This is a genomic window from Chlamydia avium 10DC88, assembly GCF_000583875.1.
GTDB lineage: Bacteria > Chlamydiota > Chlamydiia > Chlamydiales > Chlamydiaceae > Chlamydia > Chlamydia avium.
In genome coordinates this window covers 532,683-550,533 of record NZ_CP006571.1, presented here as the reverse complement: position 1 = coordinate 550,533, position 17,851 = coordinate 532,683, and the positions used below count along the sequence as shown (strand labels likewise).

Genomic DNA, 17,851 nt, shown 5'->3' with positions numbered 1-17,851 from the left:
GTAGCTATGGTTCAGTCTTTTGATACTTTAAGCCAAAATGCTTTTAAAAAAATTTTCAATAAACAGAGATTCTTTTTTATTTTTCTAGTTTGTGTTGTTTTGGTGTTGTTTTTGCAATATTTTTGAAGTTATGTACACATATTGCTCAAGATTTTTCTTTTCCCACGTTAGGCTTAGGTTCTTTTTTCTCTTCTTTTAGTATTATTTGTGCTTCTGCAGTTATTGTTCATTCTCTTTTGAAACAGGAGTCTCTTGGAGAAATCAAGAAGCTTAGAAAGACATTTTATAGCAACTGGAAATCATTATGGTTGTCGTTATTAGTATCTATGCCGTTTTTTCTTAGTATGGTTCTTGTTAGTGCTATCATTGTGTTCTCTACATTTTTGAGTTCTTTACCTTGGATTGGTAAGTTTTTCCACACCCTATTTATTTTTATTCCCTATGTGTCATCAACAGTTTTAATATTGTTATTTCTGGGTGCTTTTGTTTCTTTATTTTTCTGTATCCCTGCTCTTAGTGATCAGGAGAGAATCGATTATATGAAACTGATTCACTGTTTTCGTGGGAATATTTTAAATCAGTCTTTAGGATTTATTATAGCTATACTACCTCTAGTGTTATGTAGTTGGTTAGCTTTAGGTTCTTTTTATTTGATGTCATATTTGGTTGGGTTATCTGATATGCATACAGGAGCATTTCTAGTGGAGATGCTTGTGTTAGTGATTCCTGTGGCTTTTATTCTCACACCAGCCGTGGCTTTTTTCTTTAACTTTTCATTTGATTTTTATCTTACGAAGCACGCTGCTGTAGATAAGACCATTATGAAGGGGTAAATAAAAATTCCTTAGCGATATAAGCTGTGGATTGTTTTAGTACAGCCTGAGCAAGCATATCTCCGGTAATCCCGTGATATAGAAGACCTTTGGATCCTAATCCACCTAGGAACCAGAGGTGTTCTTTTATTCGGCTAATTATAGGTAGACGTGTAGAACTTGATGAACGCATGCCTGCGTAGTAATTTAAAACCTCTGCATTTTGAAGACCAGGGAATAGAGAAAGGATGGGGGGCATAATTTCATTATAAGCCACTGTGGGGTCGGGAACAGCTTCAGGTTGGTTGTGTTCAAAGGTAGCACCTAAGATACATGTGTTTTGCTCTGTGTTGGCTACGATATATTTATGGCCATTAATACTAAATTGTGACATAGCAATATCTTGAGGCCATGAAATTTCTATAATTTGTCCCTTAACGCTGGATAGGGGTAAGTGCCGTAATTCAGGAAGAGTGTATGCATTTGCTCCTGGAGTAACAATAATGTTATCGTAAAATTCCTGAATATCTTCGAGGTTTTCAATAAGCTCATCATAAAATTGTGTCCCAAGATTGGCACAAGCATCCCAAAGACCATGAATATACGCATGGTTATTGATGGTGATGCCGTTTTTAATGAATAATGCCCCGAGTTGAGCAACCATACCTGGTACTGTCATTTCACAGCGTGCTTGTTCCCACCACTCTAATTCGAGAGGAAACTCCTCAGCTCGTTTGATAAATATTTCTGCCTGTTCTTCATCTCTGGCAGGACGAATAATACCATTGGATAGGACGATAGGAATATTGAGCGCTTTACTAGCTTCTGTAATTAAACTGTGTGTTGAAGTGATTCCTAAATCTGCGTGAGGAGGTTTGATCGCTTTTTTCCCCGTAAAGGCATGAAGAAGACCGGAAGATAATCCTGAAGCTCCTTGACTTATAGGAACAGGATCAAAAAGATCTATGGTTACTGTCCCTTGAGAGTGCAATAGTAAGTGCCAGGTTACAGAGAGCCCAGCATATCCTGCTCCTAAAACTGCTACACGCATAGATTTACCTTAAAGTATCCAGGCCGAATATTATGATATTTCTCCGTCTCTTTTCCTGAGAATAAGAGAATGGAGCATTAAAGAACAGCAGGAATACGGACAAAAAATGATAGGAAATAGAGAGGTGAGAGGGAGAAGACAACGAAATTCCCTCTCTGGTATAACAAGGTAATTAAAAACGAATTTTCCCTGTAGAAAAGAGAAATATTGCTAATAATGCTAGTAAAGCAATTATTGTGATTTTTACAATTTCTTTCTTTGAAAAGAATGTTTTTGCATTGTTGTTCTTTTTCCCTGCTTCTATATAAAAAGGAATGCCTAGGGCTAAAAGAATAATTGCCATCAGTAAGTAGTCTAATCCTCCTGCATAGATGAGCCAGATAGAGTAGAGAACACCAATAATCCCTGTACAGATTGCTGTCCTAGGTTTTATAGAGCTTTGTTTAGGATATGTTTTATCTCGGCTGAGCTTAACAAGGAAAGCTGCACTAGCGAGGTAGGCAGGAAGAACCATGACTCCGGTAATGCTGAGCATAGTATTCCATGCGTTAGAGGAGAAGTAGACAAGAAGCATAACGATTTGCATCAGCGCACTGGTAATGTATAGGGATACCTTAGGAGAATGGTAAGCATTTTCTATAGCAAAAACTTCGGGGAAGGTCCCATTTTTTGCTGCAGAATAAGGGATTTCAGCGACGATCATAGTCCAGGATAACCAACTAGATAGTATGGCAATGAGAAGACCAACATTCATCAAGACTTCTCCCCATTTCCCTACAAGTATATTCAATATACCTGCTGTTGAGGGGTTAGGAATGCGAGATAGTTGATATTGAGGTAATGAACCAAAAGGAAGAAGGGAAAGTAAAACATAAACACACAAGCATCCTAAGAAACCAAGGAGAGTTGCTTTCCCTACGTCAGAAGCACTTTTTGCTCTTCCAGACATAACAACAGCGCCTTCAATTCCAATGAATGCCCATAGAGTAACAAGCATAGTGCTTTTTAGCTGGCTAGAAACAGAACCTAGTAACGGCTGAGATTTTGTTACTGTATTTCCCCAGAAATCAGTTTTGAATATGGATAATTTAAAAATGAAAGCAGTAATTATTATAAAAATAATTAAAGGAACTAATTTGCATATGGTTCCAATAATGTTGATGAATGATGCTTGTCGGATTCCTTTGAGGACAATGAAGTTAAACATCCAAATGAGGATGGATCCTCCTAGAATGGCAGGTATGGTATTTCCCCCCTGAAAATAGGGAGGAAAAAAATAATTAAGAGCATCCATGGTCATGACTGCATAACCGACATTGCCGAATATTTGGCAAAGCCAGTACCCCCAGCCAATAGTAAATCCTACGTAAGGGCCGAAGCCTTCACGACTATACATATAGATCCCTGCAGTTAGATCAGGTCGCAATAATGAGAGGATTTTAAAGGTATTAGCAAGGAAGAACATGCCTATTCCTGTAAGAATCCATGCTAAGACAATCGCTCCTGCTCCTGCTGAAGCAGCCATATTTTGAGGAAGGCTAAAAATCCCTCCTCCAATCATGGAACTAATTACCATGCCTGCTAAGGCTAGAATCCCTAAATTTTTCCTAGTATTCCCTTTATAGTAAGTCATGAATTCTCCTTACTTAATGGTTACGGGGTCTGCGTTTTCAAAATTAAGAAATCCTAATGCAGTTAATGAAAATCCATATTTTTTCTTAATATTGATGTAGTTATGGAAATATTGAAACTCACTATGTTTTACAATAGAACGTAGATCTAATTCGTGTTGGAGAGATTTTTTTAGCCACATTTTTGCATGAGATTCTGCAATCTCATCATTTATCCATGTAGGGAAGAATTCTACATATTCTGCAGCCCAACCTCCAACAAGATTACCATTTTTATCTTGTCCCCAGCAAATACCTACTCCTGTAGCAATGGCGTGGGTACCGCTTGTTGTATCTGCTCCGTGTCCTGCCATGATGACTTCAAGAACAGCTCCGTGTTTAAAAGATTTCACGCATTGATCTACAGGAACGATATTACCAAATAGTTCTTTTGGTAATACTGATGTGTAGGGGACAATATTGAAATTTTCAATTTTTGCTTCTAATAAAGCTGAATCATAACAGAAAGTTTCAAATGGTTGCGGAGGCATACCATCATCAGATTCTCCGGCTCCTCCTGTATGAAAGGCTAGTGTAGGGTATCGTGTTCCGTAAGGCATAGTGTACTCCCAAGAATGTTAGGTAGAAAAGTTAATTCTTATACCGTAAACAGTCACAGAACGTTTATTTGTTCTTAGTGCTGGATCGATGTATAACTGGAAATCAGGGGTTATGGATATATGAGGACCAAATCCTAAAGTAGCAAACGCTTCAATTACTGTTTCATGCTGTCGAATTTTTTGTGTAGTAGTCGCTGGTACAGATGTTCTTGTGTTTGGTGTAGTTGTTTGTGTATTAAATACTTGTGTGTTGACGTGGTTAATAGCACAGGCAATTCCGAATAGATCTTGTGGATTCCGATTCATTGGATTAGGTGATGCTAAACCTAATACGTAAGAACGATTTAAATTGACAACGTTTCCTGTAGATCCGTTCCACCTGCCGAATACATAGAGTTTTTCTCCTAAGTATTGACCAAAATTTAGAGACCAGCCTTTAGTTGCTTCAGGTTGTTCGGGGACAGAACGGGTAGAGTAAATAAGTGCTGAGTATTGTCCTCCTCCTGTTCGAAACTGTGGAGACCAAGAGAAATAACCATAGTAGTTGTATTTCATTTTATTTATATTGCGAATTTCGAAAGCAGAGCCTAGCACATCATAAGCATCTTGGAGACCTACCTGGACATTTATAGCTGGTGTAGGAGTAAATTGTACGTAGGCTCCAACACTTCCCAATGAATATGTAGCACTTGCATTTTGTGATAATGCATAGCTGATGAAACCAGATTGTTGGTCATTATCATAAGCTGTTCCATCTATAGAATATAGGCTGTATTGCCCTAGAGAGATAGTTAACAAGTTCCCAGGAAATGTTTGAGAAAACGTGAGATTATTAAGTGTATTAGCACGTGTACTGTAGTCGTTTATTTCTCCTGCAATTCCTAAAGAATTGTCGGCATTTTGTGCATTATTCCGCCAGTAACGCACTAGAGTATAGGAAAAATCAATACTTCCGACTCCTGCTGTAGGGCTATTGTAGATTTGCCATGAAACACTGGGGCTTACGTAAAATTGCCAAACAGGTTGTTCTTCTTTAGTTTGTGTAAGAACACTTTTTTTGGGATAGAATCGTTGGGGAAGAATAGAACAATCTACAGTAATCTGGGAATTCGTTTCGTGTTCTATAGAATAAAGAAATTTAGAAATTGAAAATCCCTTATCAAAGGGAGGACAGGCAAGAACATTACGTACAGGTGATAATACGTGTTCACGGAGTTGATAATTAGAATCTTCTTTTGAATATAATTTTTGATGGTAACTACGTTTATCAGTACTTTTTTTCAGTCTTTCTGCAATTCGGTGGTGATGGAGATGGGGGTGTGTTGGATCTTTCCCGTAAGCAGGAAAACATGAGAAGTAGCAAAAACTACAACTGCATAAGCAGGTGAGAGTAAAAGTACGAAGAGAAGACATGGATCACCGAAATAGGGTACATTAATCCTTTTCGTGAATGTAAAAAAATAGTCATTTTTATGCTATAATTTTTGATTTTTAGAAAATTATTCTGTCATTTGATGACGTAATAATAAGGCTGCTGCTTCGTTACTAAGAAGTTTTTTTTCATAGGCATATTGAACTTTAGAAATTTCAGGGAGATAAATAGGAGGGGAGAATTTTTGTGCTAAATATGTAATTCCAAAATAGGAAATTTTTTTTGATTTACATAATTCTCCAATGCGCGAGACATTCTGTTTATCGTTATCAATATAAATGATTTTCTCTGGATATGTGTTCATTAATCCTAAGAAGAACTGTAAACCAGGACCTTTGCGTAATTCCCCGCCAAACAACACTCCTGAAGAAAAAGAAATATTAGGCGGCAATGTTTCAGGAACAGGAGGTGCTGATGATACTAAGTTAATGTCTAAGCTTTTCAGCTGCTTTATTGTGATTTCTTCGGTGGAGCGTTGACGTTCTGTATAGGCAAATACGGTTTTCCCTTGCTCTTGTAGTCGCGATATGAGCAAAGGTAATGCAGCTTCAATAGTTTTTACCGATCCTTTTTCTTGAATTGATTCCCAATAAGGATAGGCTGTGTTCCAAGCTTCGTTTTCTGTAAATCCAAGTTGTTGTAATCCTGTAATTGTTTCCTGTAACCATAGGAATTGTGTTAATGCTTGTGCTCCTTCTAGTAGAGTATCGTCAACGTCTATAATCAACCAAAAATCGCTAGTATCATAGAGAACATCACTAGCAATTTCATGAATGGATTTTACTTCCACATAGCGTATAGTTTCCTTGCTATGCCCTATTGTAGAGAAATAGAGACTAATCAGTATCCAAAGATAGAGAGTTGATGTTCTCATGAAAAGTAATCAAAATCATTATTAATGAAGAAAGATTTTACATAGAGTTCATAATATTTTCTATATATACAAGAAATTGATCGCAATGTTGTTGAGAGATAGTTTTAGGAAACCATAAAGAAAATTGTAATAAAGCTTGTTGAGCAAATAGTTCGTATCCATATAGGATACGGCATCCTTTTTGTTTAGCTTTTTTGATATACGAAGATTCTTTGGGTAGAGTATTGACGTCGAGAATAGTAGGAGGAAAGATCTCTGGGAAAGAAACTTCAGGAGGAAGACAGAGAATGAGAATATCTATAAGATGTTTATTTGATAATTCGTTTAAGGGAAAGAAACTCCCACCACATAAATCTGCAAGGTGAGCTCCCGGGGCTATACTTCGATTAAAAATATAGATATCGGCTCCTAAATGTGCACATGCTGAGGCAATAGCTTTAGCTGTTCCACCTGCGCCTATAATTCCTATACGAGAGCCTTTTATAGAAATTCCTTTATTACTAAATAGACGGATAGCTCCTAATCCATCTGTATTGTAGCCAATAAGTGTTTTGTTTTTAAACACTAGAGTGTTGCATGCTTGACATTGGGTTGCAGAGGAGTCTAGTACGTCAATGTATTTTAAGATTTTTGTTTTAAAAGGCATAGTGATGCTCAGCCCTTTAAAGGGTAGTTCTTGAGATAGAGTAATGAATGGCTCTAATTCTTCGGGTGCGAGTAGGATTTTTATATAACTTGCCGAAAGTTTAAGATCTGAGAAGAGTTTGTTGTGCGATATATGACTAATGCTGCGGTTTACAGGATTACCAATTAATCCATAGATATGTGATTTTTCCGAAAGATGAGTATAATTATAGTCGAGGAGCTTGTCTAAGGAGAGTTGACCAGGAGCTATAGGTGGAACATGAGGAGCTGAGATGTAGTTTCTCTTGTTTTTCATTAATGGGGAAAGAATTCTTGAAGGAACACCTATATCTCCCATGCATATGAGTGTTGTATTTTCTGGAAGCTGGTTTTTATAACGTATGTAATGAAACGTTTCTAGAGAGCTTGTAGGTGAGACAGCAAGTTTGTATTCATGAGCGGGTATTTTTAACATATTCTTATAAATAGTGGGGAGATGCACGTGAGTATCACTATGAAAAGAAAGAAGGATTTTAATATCAGGATAACACCTCTGGATATGGCTCAAAGCATCTTTAGGAAAAGAATAGTCTATATCTAAATATTCGGGATGAAACTTCGCGAGATTAATTACTTGTTTTACCCATGTTTCATGAGGGATACTTTCTATCTGTTTTAATGTGAGAATAGGCTTTTTAGCCAACACTACTAATTTATGAATTTCTTCTTCAGAAAGAGAAGAAAGATGATCTATACGTAGTTCTATACTTTCTACAAAGGGTAAAGAATTGAGAATTTGTTGTTTTGCTTCTATGAATGAGGGACCATTAATTATAGCACATAACATGGAATTCTTCCTGAATTATCTTGTAGAGAATATCCATACTTGGGGTTATATAATAGGAATCATGATGTGTTTCTGCATGTCCTAAGTGTTCAATCGTAATGATACGTATAGCTTTTGTGGATAAGTTTTTCTTATCATATCCTAAGATACGAATGATATTTTCTGTATGAAATTCTTTCTGGAGATGTTGAGGGATAAGATTACGTAGATCTCCTACAGAAGTGGGAAGATGAAAGCATGTGAGTATATGAGATAATTGTTGAAGAAGATCACCTTGGTTTACCTTTCCCATTGCTAAAGCGATTTTCATTTCTATTATCATACCGACACTTACAGCAAATCCATGGGGAATATATCCTTGAGATAGAGTTTCTATTGCGTGAGCAAGGGTATGACCAAAATTGAGTATTTTTCTTAGATTCTGATCTTTGGGATCTTTGGTGACAATATCAGCTTTGACTTGGCAATTTCTCTTTATAAATTCTTCAAGAATTTTTGGAGATTTAAAGAGGTTTTCACGATGATCACTAATAAAATTCCAAAGGCTTGCACTTGCAATAAATCCATGTTTTATTGCTTCAGAAATTCCACAGATCCATTCTTGTTTCGGAAGAGTTGCTAAGAGTGCCGGACATATCCATACCTCTTGGGGAGGATAAAATGTCCCCAATCGGTTTTTTAATCCTCGAAAGTTCACCCCATTTTTCCCTCCGATGCTGGCATCAATCATAGCAAGTAAAGTAGTGGGGATGAAAAATAATGGCATACCTCGGCAATAGGTGGATGATAGGAACCCCGCAATATCTAATACAACACCGCCACCGATGCCAAAAATAGGTGATGAGGATGAGATGTGGTTATCTATTAGTTGATTTTGTAGGGAGATAAAATTGTTCCAGGTTTTATTCTTCTCTCCCTGGGGAAAGATGAGGGTAATAACTTTATATCCTAAAGATTCAATGAATTCTATAATTGGAGGGAGAACGTGTTTCCCTACGCGAGAATCAGAAATGACAACTATAGGATAAGCATGCGGTATCGAGGAAAATAATTTGGTGTTCAATAAGCTAGAGACTAGCTTCATAGGATAGGGCTTAGTAATAAAAGAATCAATCATAGTTTAGAGCACCGTTGTTGTAACAATAGATCTGCCAATACAAGATTTACCATTGCCTCAACTACAGTGACTGCACGTATAGCAACGCAAGGATCGTGACGTCCTTCTTTAGGTGTTATATAGTAGGTAGGTTCTCCTGTTTTAGTTACCGTGGGACAGGGAGTGTTTATTGAAGAGGTAGGTTTGAAAGCTACACGCCCATTTATAGGGGATCCCACAGTGATTCCTCCTAGAGATCCTCCACAATGATTTGAACCCATGGAGATGTATCCATTGGAGATAATCAAAGGATCAATATATTCACGACCAGTCATATTAGCAGATGAAAATCCCAGGCCAATTTCAAATCCTTTGGCAGCAGGAATACTCATAAGGGCAGAAGCTAGAACCGCTTGTATTTTATGGAAAACAGGTTCCCCAAGGCTTTCATGAATAGGAGAGGTAATAAAAGAAACAATTCCTCCTAAGGAATCTTTCTTTTCTTGGATCTTAGTTAGTATTTTATGAATTTCTTGAGTCGCTAATGGAGAAAGGTAGGGAGATTGATAAATTTTTTGAACGAATTCTTTGGAAAAATCAGGGTAACCTTCAATAGATAGGGGACCGATTTTTGATAAGAAAGCCAAGCTGAAAATTTCATAATGAGCTAAGAGTTTTGCTGCAATTACACCTCCCGCTACTCGACAGGCTGTTTCTCTAGCTGAGGATCTTCCTCCTCCTAAAGGGTCGACAATACCGTATTTTTTTTCATAGGCGAATTGTCCATGCCCGGGTCGGTAACGGTCTTCTTGTTGTTGATAGGGAGAGCTATCTATATCTATGTTGAAGATTTGCAGGGAAATTGGTGTTCCTGTGGTCTTACCTTTATACACACCTGAGAGGATGTGGACATCATCTGCTTCTTGACGTGGCGATGTGTTAGGTTTTCCCGGGGATCTTCGTGACATTGTGGGTATGAAGTCTTCGGAACTCAGACTGATACCTGCGGGGCATCCGTCTATAACAGCACCAATAGAAGGACCATGAGATTCACCCCATGTGGTTATAGAAAATACTGATCCGAAACGGTTTTTCATAAGTTAAGTAATCTCAAAAAAGAATTACAGGTACAAATTAAAGATTGTTCTTGGGAGAAATCGATCTTTTCCATAGAAAATTGATAATCAACTATACGATGCATAAAGTTAACACGTTTTTGTAGTGCATGCATAAGATCATGAGTGTGTTTCAAACGTTCGGGTAGACCACGATGTTTAAGTCTCTCACAAATCATAGGTAAAGGAAGGGAGAGGTATACTAAAGTTCCTTTTTTTTTAATAATAGAACTAGCTTCTTGATGCATAATTGTTCCTCCACCTAAGGCAACGATACTTTTATCAAGTGACAGGGAACGAAGCATATCGATTTCCCACGAGGAAAAATTTTTTTCTCCAACTGCCTGAAAGATTTTTTTTATCGATCCGTATTTTTTCCCCTCCTGGGTGTGTAAAATTAAATCATCAATATCTACAAATGGAAGGGAAAGATATTTAGCAAGAACCTTGCCAAATCGAGTTTTTCCGACTGTTGGTAATCCACATAGGAATATATTCATTTATTCTCCTGAATTTGTGCATGTAAAGTACTTAAGGTAGAAGCAAAATTAGGAAACGTTTTGTCTATACAATCTGCAGCATAAATATGACTTTCTCCCGTAGCATACAAAGCTGCTATAGATAGGGCCATGGCAATTCTGTGATCTTCATGAGAATAGAGAGTCGCTCCGTAAAGAGGACTGGGATTGATTAATAATCCATCATGACAGGGCTGAATACATGCTCCCATTTTTTGTAGCTCTTGAGCAATAGAAAGAATACGATCACTTTCTTTGTTTTTAGCACTTTGTGCGTTGTATAGATAGGACGGAGAAGTTGCAAAACAACAGAGAACAGCAAGAATAGGAAGAGCATCAATAAAGGGATCCATATTTATGCAACCTCCTGAAAAAGTTGAAGGGTAGACGATAATATGGTTGTTTTCAAAAATAATATTTGCTCCTAGTGTTTTGAGTAAAAAAAGGAGTTGTTTGTCTCCCTGCATTTCTTGAATGTTGAGATTATATAGATATGTCGGGTGAGGAGATTTTGATAGTAAGGCTCCAGCGACAAGAAACGCTGCACTGCTGAAATCACCACCTACTGTATATGAAAAAGCCTGTGGACGTGATTTCCCTGGAAAAGAATAGGTATTTTCAGATTGAACATAGGGAATATTGAGTTGATCTAGCCACCATAGAGTAAGATGAAACCAAGGAAGTTCTTTAGGTTGGTTCACAGTAAAGGAAAAAGGACCATTTGCTAAAGAACAAGCGATAGCTAAAGCAGAGGCATATTGAGAATCTTCTCCAGATATTTCAGTATACCCAGAGAACATGGGACCAGAAATAATTAAAGGAAGTCGGCAGTGTTCTTGATTATGATAGGAGGAAGTAGCTCCAAAGTTATTTAGAGCATGAATGAGTGGATCTATAGGACGTCTTTGTAGTTGAGGGAATCCTGTAATGGTAACACTTTTAGAATATGCTGCTGCTAATGCAGTGATAAAACGAAAGACAATTCCCGAGTTCCCTGCATGAATTACTGTATTTTCAGGAAAACTTAATTGTGGTGCTCCAAGAATTTTTAATGATGTAGATTGTACAGTAATTTGTGCTCCCAATTGTTTACAGGCTTGTATCATAGCCATAGAGTCTGGTGAATATAAGACATTATCAATAGTAGACAATCCTTTACTCACAGCAGCCCAAAGAATTGCTCTTAGGGTTTGAGACTTCGAAGGAGGAACAGTCACCCTCCCGTAAAGAGAGGAAGCTGAAATTTTATAAGTAAGCATTTTGGCTAACTTAATATTTTCTGGGAAAGCTTGCAAGAAGTGTTTTTATCTTTCAAGCAAATCTTATTGGGATGTTTCTAGTAACTTTTCTGTATGTAAAAGAGAGGTTTCCAAACGGTTGATGAATTGTTCACAGAGAGCGCTTTCAAATGCACATGCTTGAGATAGAAGCTCATAAGCATAGGGAAGCGTGGATAATTCTGTTTCCATTTCTTTTAGGTGCTCTTGTTCCTCTAAAATGATAGATTTAATTGTGATAGCACTGTTTGTATCTTTGAGGATTTGATGATAAATAGGATAGAGTTCAAAAGCGCGCATTTCTATGGCTGAAGTCACTAGAATATATGCTGTAGTTTTTAATGTTTGATTGTTGAGATGGTAACGATGTCTAAGAACCTTTGATATACGCAAATCTAAAAGGTGAAGATAGTACTTTGCTATATTACCCCCAAGCATACTTTCTAAAGAGTAGTTTAAAAATGGTTCCGAGGTAATGCGGGAGATTTGTTTTTTTAAATAAAAAGCATGGCGAAATTCTTCGGCCGCATGTTTTAAAACTTCTTTCTTTACTTGTGTTGGATGTTCGCTTGCAGAAATTTTTTTGGCTCCACAATTTTCTAAAAATGACAATGTGTTGATCCATTTACTATGTATACTAGCAGAGGCAACAATACGTTTGAGTAGGAGTTCCCAATGCGGAGCATATGATACAAATGTTGTTATCTGAGATCTAAGCATAGTGCCTCTTGAAGATAATGATAAATTTTATTCAGTTCTTCTTCTTGAATGCAATAAGGAGGTAGAACATACACAGTATTTCCTATAGGACGCAAGATAATATGATTTTGTATAAAAAAATTATGAAGAATATCGCGTACATTAGAAAAATATCCTGTCGATGAAGAAGGATAATCTACAGCAAGAATAGTTCCTAATACATCGCAGCGTTCCCAAAGTTGACCATAACGAGATTGAAATTGTTTATGACATTTTTCAATCATTTCTCGTTGTTGTGTACATTGGGAAGATAGCGTAAGATCTAGAGTTGCTAATGCAGCTACACATCCTAGGGGATTGGCTGTAAATGTATGTCCGTGCAATAGAGCTTGGCGTCTATCTTTCCCAACAAACGCTTGATAAATTTCATCGCGCACTACGGTAACAGCGAGAGGTAAAAACCCTCCCGTGAGTCCTTTAGATAGGCAGAGGATATCGGGAGGTGTTTGCATAGATTGAGAGGCAAATAAAGGACCTGTGCGCCCAAACCCCGTTAGGATTTCATCAGCGATACATAAGACTCCATAATGTTTAGCTAACTGTAAGATTTGATTCAAACCTTCAGGATTATGTAGTCGCATTCCCGCGACTCCCTGTAAAGTAGGTTCGTAAATAAATCCAGCAATTTCTCCTGTAGAAAATAATGCTTCTGCTTGTTTTATAGACTCCTCTTCTTTCCCATAATAGGGAGGAGGAATCGTATCAACGGGGAAAAAGAAAGAGTGAAAAGGTAGGGTGATATCTGATGGTCCTGCTAAAGACATGGCTCCTAGAGTATCTCCATGGTACCCTTGTTTGAATGAGACAAAACGTGATTGTTTTTTGTTTCGATTGAAGAAGTATTGTATGACTATTTTAATAGCGACTTCTATGGCACAGGATCCATTATCTGAAAAAAAGCATTTTTCTAATCCTTGGGGTAGAATTTTTACTAGCCTATCGCAAAGCTGTTCCGCAGGTGTGTGAGTAAAGTTCGCGAACATGACATGTTCAAGTTTTTGAGCCTGTTCAGCAATTGTATTGGCGATATAAGGATGAGAGTGCCCATGGAGATTGCACCACCATGAGGATATAGCATCAAGGTAGGTTTCTCCTGTAGTTGTATATAAATAAGGTCCTTCGCCTCGTACAATATGTATGGGGTCACCATCTAACTCTGGTTGAGTAAAGGGATGCCAGATTTTCGATATCTGCATTTTTTTAGAGATGGAATTATTTGAAGTGTTTGAAAATATGGTTTCCATAGGCAGACGTATTTTTTTACAGTGTCTTTTGAAATAGAGTTTTCGTAATTCAATCGTCCTAAACAGGATAGTTGTGTTGTTTTCAGTAACCAGTTTTCTTCGTGTTTAGGATATTGATTAAGAATTATCCCCAAAATATTTAGTTTGCGACGTCGCATAGCTTCTACAGTGAGACAAGTGTGATTTATACTTCCCAAATAGGCTTTACTTACAAGTATCCATGAGCAAGGCCATTTCGAGAAGAGATCTCCTTGTAAAGTAGTTGAAGTACAAGGAGAAAGAAATCCTCCTGAAGTTTCAATGATTAGAGGCCTGTCTGTTTTGGGAAGAGAAAAAGAATTTTTATCAATGTGGATACCTTCGTATTCTGCTGCTTGGTGGGGAGAAAGAGGATGAATAAATCGGTACGCTTCAGGATGGCATGTTGCCCCCGAGAGTTTTTGTACTTGGTGACTATCAGAATTGTCTAAGGATCCCGATTGTATAGGTTTCCAGTAGTCTGCACGTAATAGAGAAGTAAGAATAGCACTTGCTAAAGTTTTTCCTACTTCTGTGTGGATTCCTGCAATGATAATTTGCATGAGCTTGTTTGAATATCATTAAGTAAATTTAGAAAATCATCAATTTCTTGTTGTGTGTTAAACGCATGGAGACAGATCCGTAATAGCTCCTCTTTTTGTTTCACTGTAGGACTAACAATAGGTCGTACATCGAATCCTGCTGTTCGAAATTGTTCTGCTGTGATGCGAGCACGCACATTTCCTGAAATATATAGAGGTTGAATAGGAGTGTGAGAATTTTTCTGAAAAGCAGATTCAGTAAGGTTCATAGCTTGTGTCTGTAAATAAGATATTCTACTGTGGAGCCTTTCCCTAAGAGTAGCTGCTGTTTTATTATATTGATAGGCAAGGTGAATTGCTTTAAAGAAATGAGGAGGTGGTGCTGTAGTATAAATAAATGGACGACAGAAATTTATAAGGTATTCTTTCAGTAAGGCGCTTCCTGTTACAGCTGCACCATGTATTCCTAGAGCTTTCCCAAAGGTATATATAGTTGCTGTTACGTCATTTTGAAGGCCTAAAGATGTTACATAACCTTCACCTTTGCTACCAACAATTCCAAGAGCATGAGCTTCATCAACAATAAGGTAGGCACCATAAAGTTTGCATAATTCACATAATGTAGTTAAAGGAGCTATGGATCCGTGCAAGGAATATATGGATTCCACGCAGACAAAGGTATTCCCCGAGAAAGGTTGGGATAGGCGTTTTTCCAGATGCTGCATGTCATTATGGCGAAAAGGTATTTTCTGAGCTTTCGAAAGACGGATTCCATCGTGAATCGATGCGTGGATATATAAATCATAAATAACCCGATCTTGATGAGAAACTAAAGTAGAAATTAACCCTAGGTTGGCAGTATATCCAGAATTAAATATTAAGGCACTCTCCATATTATGGTAGGAAGCTACGTATTGTTCTGTTTCATCTGCTAGTATTGAATGTCCAGTCAACAAGCGGGATCCTGTAGATCCTAGAGAAGGAAGAGAGGTAAATGCTGCGTGGAATATATCTTTTAATTCTGGAGATCGCGAAAATCCTAAATAATCATTAGACGTAAAATCTGTAAGGTTAGAAGGAGACAATAGAGACCTGAATAAATGGCGGTGTTTTTGTTTCCTTAGCCGTTCTTCTAGAAGAGAGAAGATGGACATGGTTGCCCCCGTGGAGTAACAAATGCTGGACGATGTCGCATACCGAGTAATTGAAACATAGCTGTATCTTCGTCTACAGTATTATTCTCTACGGTGAGAAGTTTTTCTCCATAGAAGATAGAATTTGCTCCTGAAATAAAACACAAGGTCTGTTGCTCGATAGAAAGAGAGGCACGTCCAGCTGCAAGGCGAACTATAGAATGTGGAAAGACGATTCGCGCAGTAGCTATGGTACGTAATGTTTCCCAAAAGGATATTTTAGGTTGGTTTTCTAATGGGGTACCTTTTATAGGACAAAGAATGTTAATGGGAATAGATTCAGGCGTGTGTTCTCTTGAGGCTAGGGTATGTAGAAGACAAATACGGTCCTCAGGAGATTCTCCCATACCCACAATACCTCCACAGCAGGTATGAATACCTGAGTGATCCAGCACATCTAATGTTTTTAAACGATCTTCATATTTGCGTGTGGTAATGATTGTTTTATAAAATTCCTCAGAAGAGTCTAAATTATGATTATATGCATATAAACCTGCATTATAGAGTTTTTCTGCTTGTGCTGGTGTGAGCATTCCTAAAGTACAGCATACTTCTGCACCCATTTGTGTTATGCTTTTAACCATTTCTAAAGTGCGATCAAATTGGTGATCATCTTTAACTTCTCTCCACGAGGCTCCCAAGCATATTCTTGATGCACCCGCATCTATTGCTTCTTTTGCCTTTTTTAAGACATCAGTAATTTTCATCATGGGTTCGGGACGTGTAGGCGTTTGGTAGCGAGAAGATTGTGCGCAGTAAGCACAATCTTCTACGCATCCGCCAGTCTTTATGGAAATAAGATGACAAGTTTGTAGTTCTGAATGAGGAAAATTATGGCGTAGTATGGAATTTGCTTGGTGAATAAGTTCAAAAAGAGACGTATTGTAGATTTGTTGAATATCCTGAAAGGACAACGTTCGAGAACTATTTTCCATAGAATGTGATCCAGAGACTCTAAATGAACGCAAATGTTATTAACATAGATGTGTTAGAAAGTCAATAAGGTTACAAAGAGAAGCATGGATATATAAAATAAGAATACTCTGTATTGTTTTGGATATTACTTGTTATCCAAGCAAGGGTGAATTATAGATGATAGCTGTTGTTGGGGATTGCTAGCTTTATCTAGGAAGTCTCTTAGAATCTTATGCTTTTGAGAGTGGAGAGTATTAAGGATTTCAGGGATATTTTGAGGATTTTCTAGATACCTCTCAAGGAAGATAGTAATCCAAACACCACAGGAAAAGCCATCGCTTTGAATTGGAGTTTGTACAACTTTTTTAATAGTAAAGGGTTTTTGTCTACCCGGAGATAATGGAAATTGTTTCCCTAGGCGTTTTGCTATAGATGTGAGCGTAGGATTAATAAGTTTATTGTTTATGAATTCAGATAAACTATCAAAGTAGACAACCTCTCGGAGGTCTAGATTCACTATAACTAAGCACCAATGAGAAAGTTCCGCATGACGAGTATTACTGATAGTGAGCATCTTTTGCATGATTTCTTTTTCAGTAGTTGCTAGAGGATGATGCCATAAAGGGTAGGCAAATATCCTAAGAGAATCGCAAGGGGTATCTTCCAGATAGAGGTGATTATAATTCTTGTGTTCGCATATAGACATATCGGGTTGATTTAAAAATACCCCAGTAAGCGGATTGTATAGGTGTAAATCTAGAAAAAGCAGTCTTTCTAATGAAAAACAGGAGGCGATAGGCTGAGGACCTTGCACTAAAAGTTTAGGGTAACGCGCATGCAATTTCTGACAATGGTGGACAATAGTATAGTTGTCCCAGCTATCTCTAGGAATTAAATCGAGTGAGGAGGGTCTAGTAGAAGTAATTATAGCGGACGGATTCAATTTATCCTTCATGGGAAGACTTGTCCTAGGAGTGGATATCATTGCCTCTGGTTCTTCACAGGCAGGCTGTATATCCAAATCTAAAATGTTTTGTGCGGATAAGAAGCAGAGGATGAGTCCTAGGGTTATAACAATAAGAAAAATAGTCAGAACTACTCTACACACCTTTTCTATTAAAGAAGCTTCCTGAAATGATCCTTTTCCTACTGTCAAAGTCTTACATTGAATAAGTGGCGGGATTTCGGTTTTTTTCTCGCGAGGAGAGAGCCATGACTCGAATGGATTACGAGACAGGGATGTCTTGACAGGATGGGTATATAAAGATGAGGCCATAATATATATTTATTATTGCTTTTCCGCA

16 protein-coding genes and 1 pseudogene are annotated in these 17,851 nt (G+C 37.6%); 1 reads left to right on the top strand and 16 read right to left on the bottom strand.

The annotated features are described in order from the left end of the window. The first annotated feature begins 6 nt into the window (after positions 1–6). A pseudogene (locus RT28_RS02430) lies at positions 7–833 on the top strand (hypothetical protein). On the opposite strand, the gene RT28_RS02425 reads toward RT28_RS02430, so the two are convergent. From RT28_RS02425 to RT28_RS02350, 16 genes are all read right to left on the bottom strand, one after another. Next, positions 820–1,863: an NAD(P)/FAD-dependent oxidoreductase gene (locus tag RT28_RS02425; RefSeq protein WP_038500673.1), complete on the bottom strand. Its 1,044-nt coding sequence runs from the start codon at positions 1,861–1,863 to the stop codon at positions 820–822. The pseudogene RT28_RS02430 and the gene RT28_RS02425 overlap by 14 nt on opposite strands. A gap of 172 nt (positions 1,864–2,035) precedes the next feature. Further along, positions 2,036–3,496 (bottom strand): arginine/agmatine antiporter AaxC, encoded by a 1,461-nt coding sequence (gene aaxC / locus RT28_RS02420; protein ID WP_038500670.1) that lies wholly within the window; start codon positions 3,494–3,496, stop codon positions 2,036–2,038. A 9-nt stretch (positions 3,497–3,505) separates the two neighbouring features. Then, positions 3,506–4,093 (bottom strand): pyruvoyl-dependent arginine decarboxylase AaxB, encoded by a 588-nt coding sequence (gene aaxB / locus RT28_RS02415; RefSeq protein WP_020356406.1) that lies wholly within the window; start codon positions 4,091–4,093, stop codon positions 3,506–3,508. A gap of 18 nt (positions 4,094–4,111) precedes the next feature. After that, on the bottom strand, positions 4,112–5,506 hold the full coding sequence (gene aaxA / locus RT28_RS02410) for a porin AaxA (RefSeq protein ID WP_038500666.1): 1,395 nt from the start codon (positions 5,504–5,506) through the stop codon (positions 4,112–4,114). Between the two features lie 86 nt (positions 5,507–5,592). Beyond that, the gene (locus RT28_RS02405; RefSeq protein ID WP_240991498.1) at positions 5,593–6,399 is read right to left on the bottom strand and encodes a DUF2608 domain-containing protein; all 807 of its coding nucleotides are present in this window, start codon (positions 6,397–6,399) and stop codon (positions 5,593–5,595) included. A gap of 37 nt (positions 6,400–6,436) precedes the next feature. Continuing rightward, positions 6,437–7,870: a bifunctional 3-dehydroquinate dehydratase/shikimate dehydrogenase gene (locus RT28_RS02400; RefSeq protein WP_020356400.1), complete on the bottom strand. Its 1,434-nt coding sequence runs from the start codon at positions 7,868–7,870 to the stop codon at positions 6,437–6,439. Further along, a complete protein-coding gene (gene aroB / locus RT28_RS02395) occupies positions 7,851–8,987 on the bottom strand; it encodes a 3-dehydroquinate synthase (protein ID WP_038500663.1) in 1,137 nt (378 codons plus the stop codon). Before aroB ends, RT28_RS02400 begins: the two co-directional genes overlap by 20 nt. After that, complete coding sequence (aroC, locus tag RT28_RS02390) at positions 8,984–10,063, bottom strand: chorismate synthase (protein WP_020356398.1); 1,080 nt, start codon at positions 10,061–10,063, stop codon at positions 8,984–8,986. The genes aroB and aroC overlap by 4 nt, the downstream gene beginning before the upstream one ends. Further along, positions 10,060–10,581 (bottom strand): shikimate kinase, encoded by a 522-nt coding sequence (locus tag RT28_RS02385; protein ID WP_038500660.1) that lies wholly within the window; start codon positions 10,579–10,581, stop codon positions 10,060–10,062. The genes aroC and RT28_RS02385 overlap by 4 nt, the downstream gene beginning before the upstream one ends. Beyond that, positions 10,578–11,858 carry a 3-phosphoshikimate 1-carboxyvinyltransferase gene (gene aroA, locus RT28_RS02380; protein ID WP_038501296.1) on the bottom strand — a complete coding sequence of 427 codons (1,281 nt, stop codon included), beginning with the start codon at positions 11,856–11,858 and terminating at the stop codon, positions 10,578–10,580. Before aroA ends, RT28_RS02385 begins: the two co-directional genes overlap by 4 nt. A 63-nt stretch (positions 11,859–11,921) precedes the next feature. Beyond that, the gene (locus RT28_RS02375) at positions 11,922–12,596 is read right to left on the bottom strand and encodes a hypothetical protein (protein ID WP_020356395.1); all 675 of its coding nucleotides are present in this window, start codon (positions 12,594–12,596) and stop codon (positions 11,922–11,924) included. After that, positions 12,578–13,831, bottom strand: a complete 1,254-nt coding sequence (gene bioA / locus RT28_RS02370; protein ID WP_020359292.1) for an adenosylmethionine--8-amino-7-oxononanoate transaminase — start codon at positions 13,829–13,831, stop codon at positions 12,578–12,580. Before bioA ends, RT28_RS02375 begins: the two co-directional genes overlap by 19 nt. Further along, entirely contained in the window at positions 13,786–14,460 is a 675-nt protein-coding gene (bioD, locus tag RT28_RS02365; RefSeq protein ID WP_020356392.1) for a dethiobiotin synthase, read from the bottom strand. The genes bioA and bioD overlap by 46 nt, the downstream gene beginning before the upstream one ends. Continuing rightward, positions 14,424–15,593 (bottom strand): aminotransferase class I/II-fold pyridoxal phosphate-dependent enzyme, encoded by a 1,170-nt coding sequence (locus tag RT28_RS02360; RefSeq protein WP_038500657.1) that lies wholly within the window; start codon positions 15,591–15,593, stop codon positions 14,424–14,426. The genes bioD and RT28_RS02360 overlap by 37 nt, the downstream gene beginning before the upstream one ends. After that, positions 15,572–16,567: a biotin synthase BioB gene (gene bioB, locus RT28_RS02355; RefSeq protein ID WP_038500654.1), complete on the bottom strand. Its 996-nt coding sequence runs from the start codon at positions 16,565–16,567 to the stop codon at positions 15,572–15,574. Before bioB ends, RT28_RS02360 begins: the two co-directional genes overlap by 22 nt. 125 nt (positions 16,568–16,692) lie before the next feature. Next, entirely contained in the window at positions 16,693–17,823 is a 1,131-nt protein-coding gene (locus tag RT28_RS02350) for a Ulp1 family isopeptidase (RefSeq protein ID WP_038500651.1), read from the bottom strand. Between the last annotated feature and the right edge of the window lie 28 nt (positions 17,824–17,851).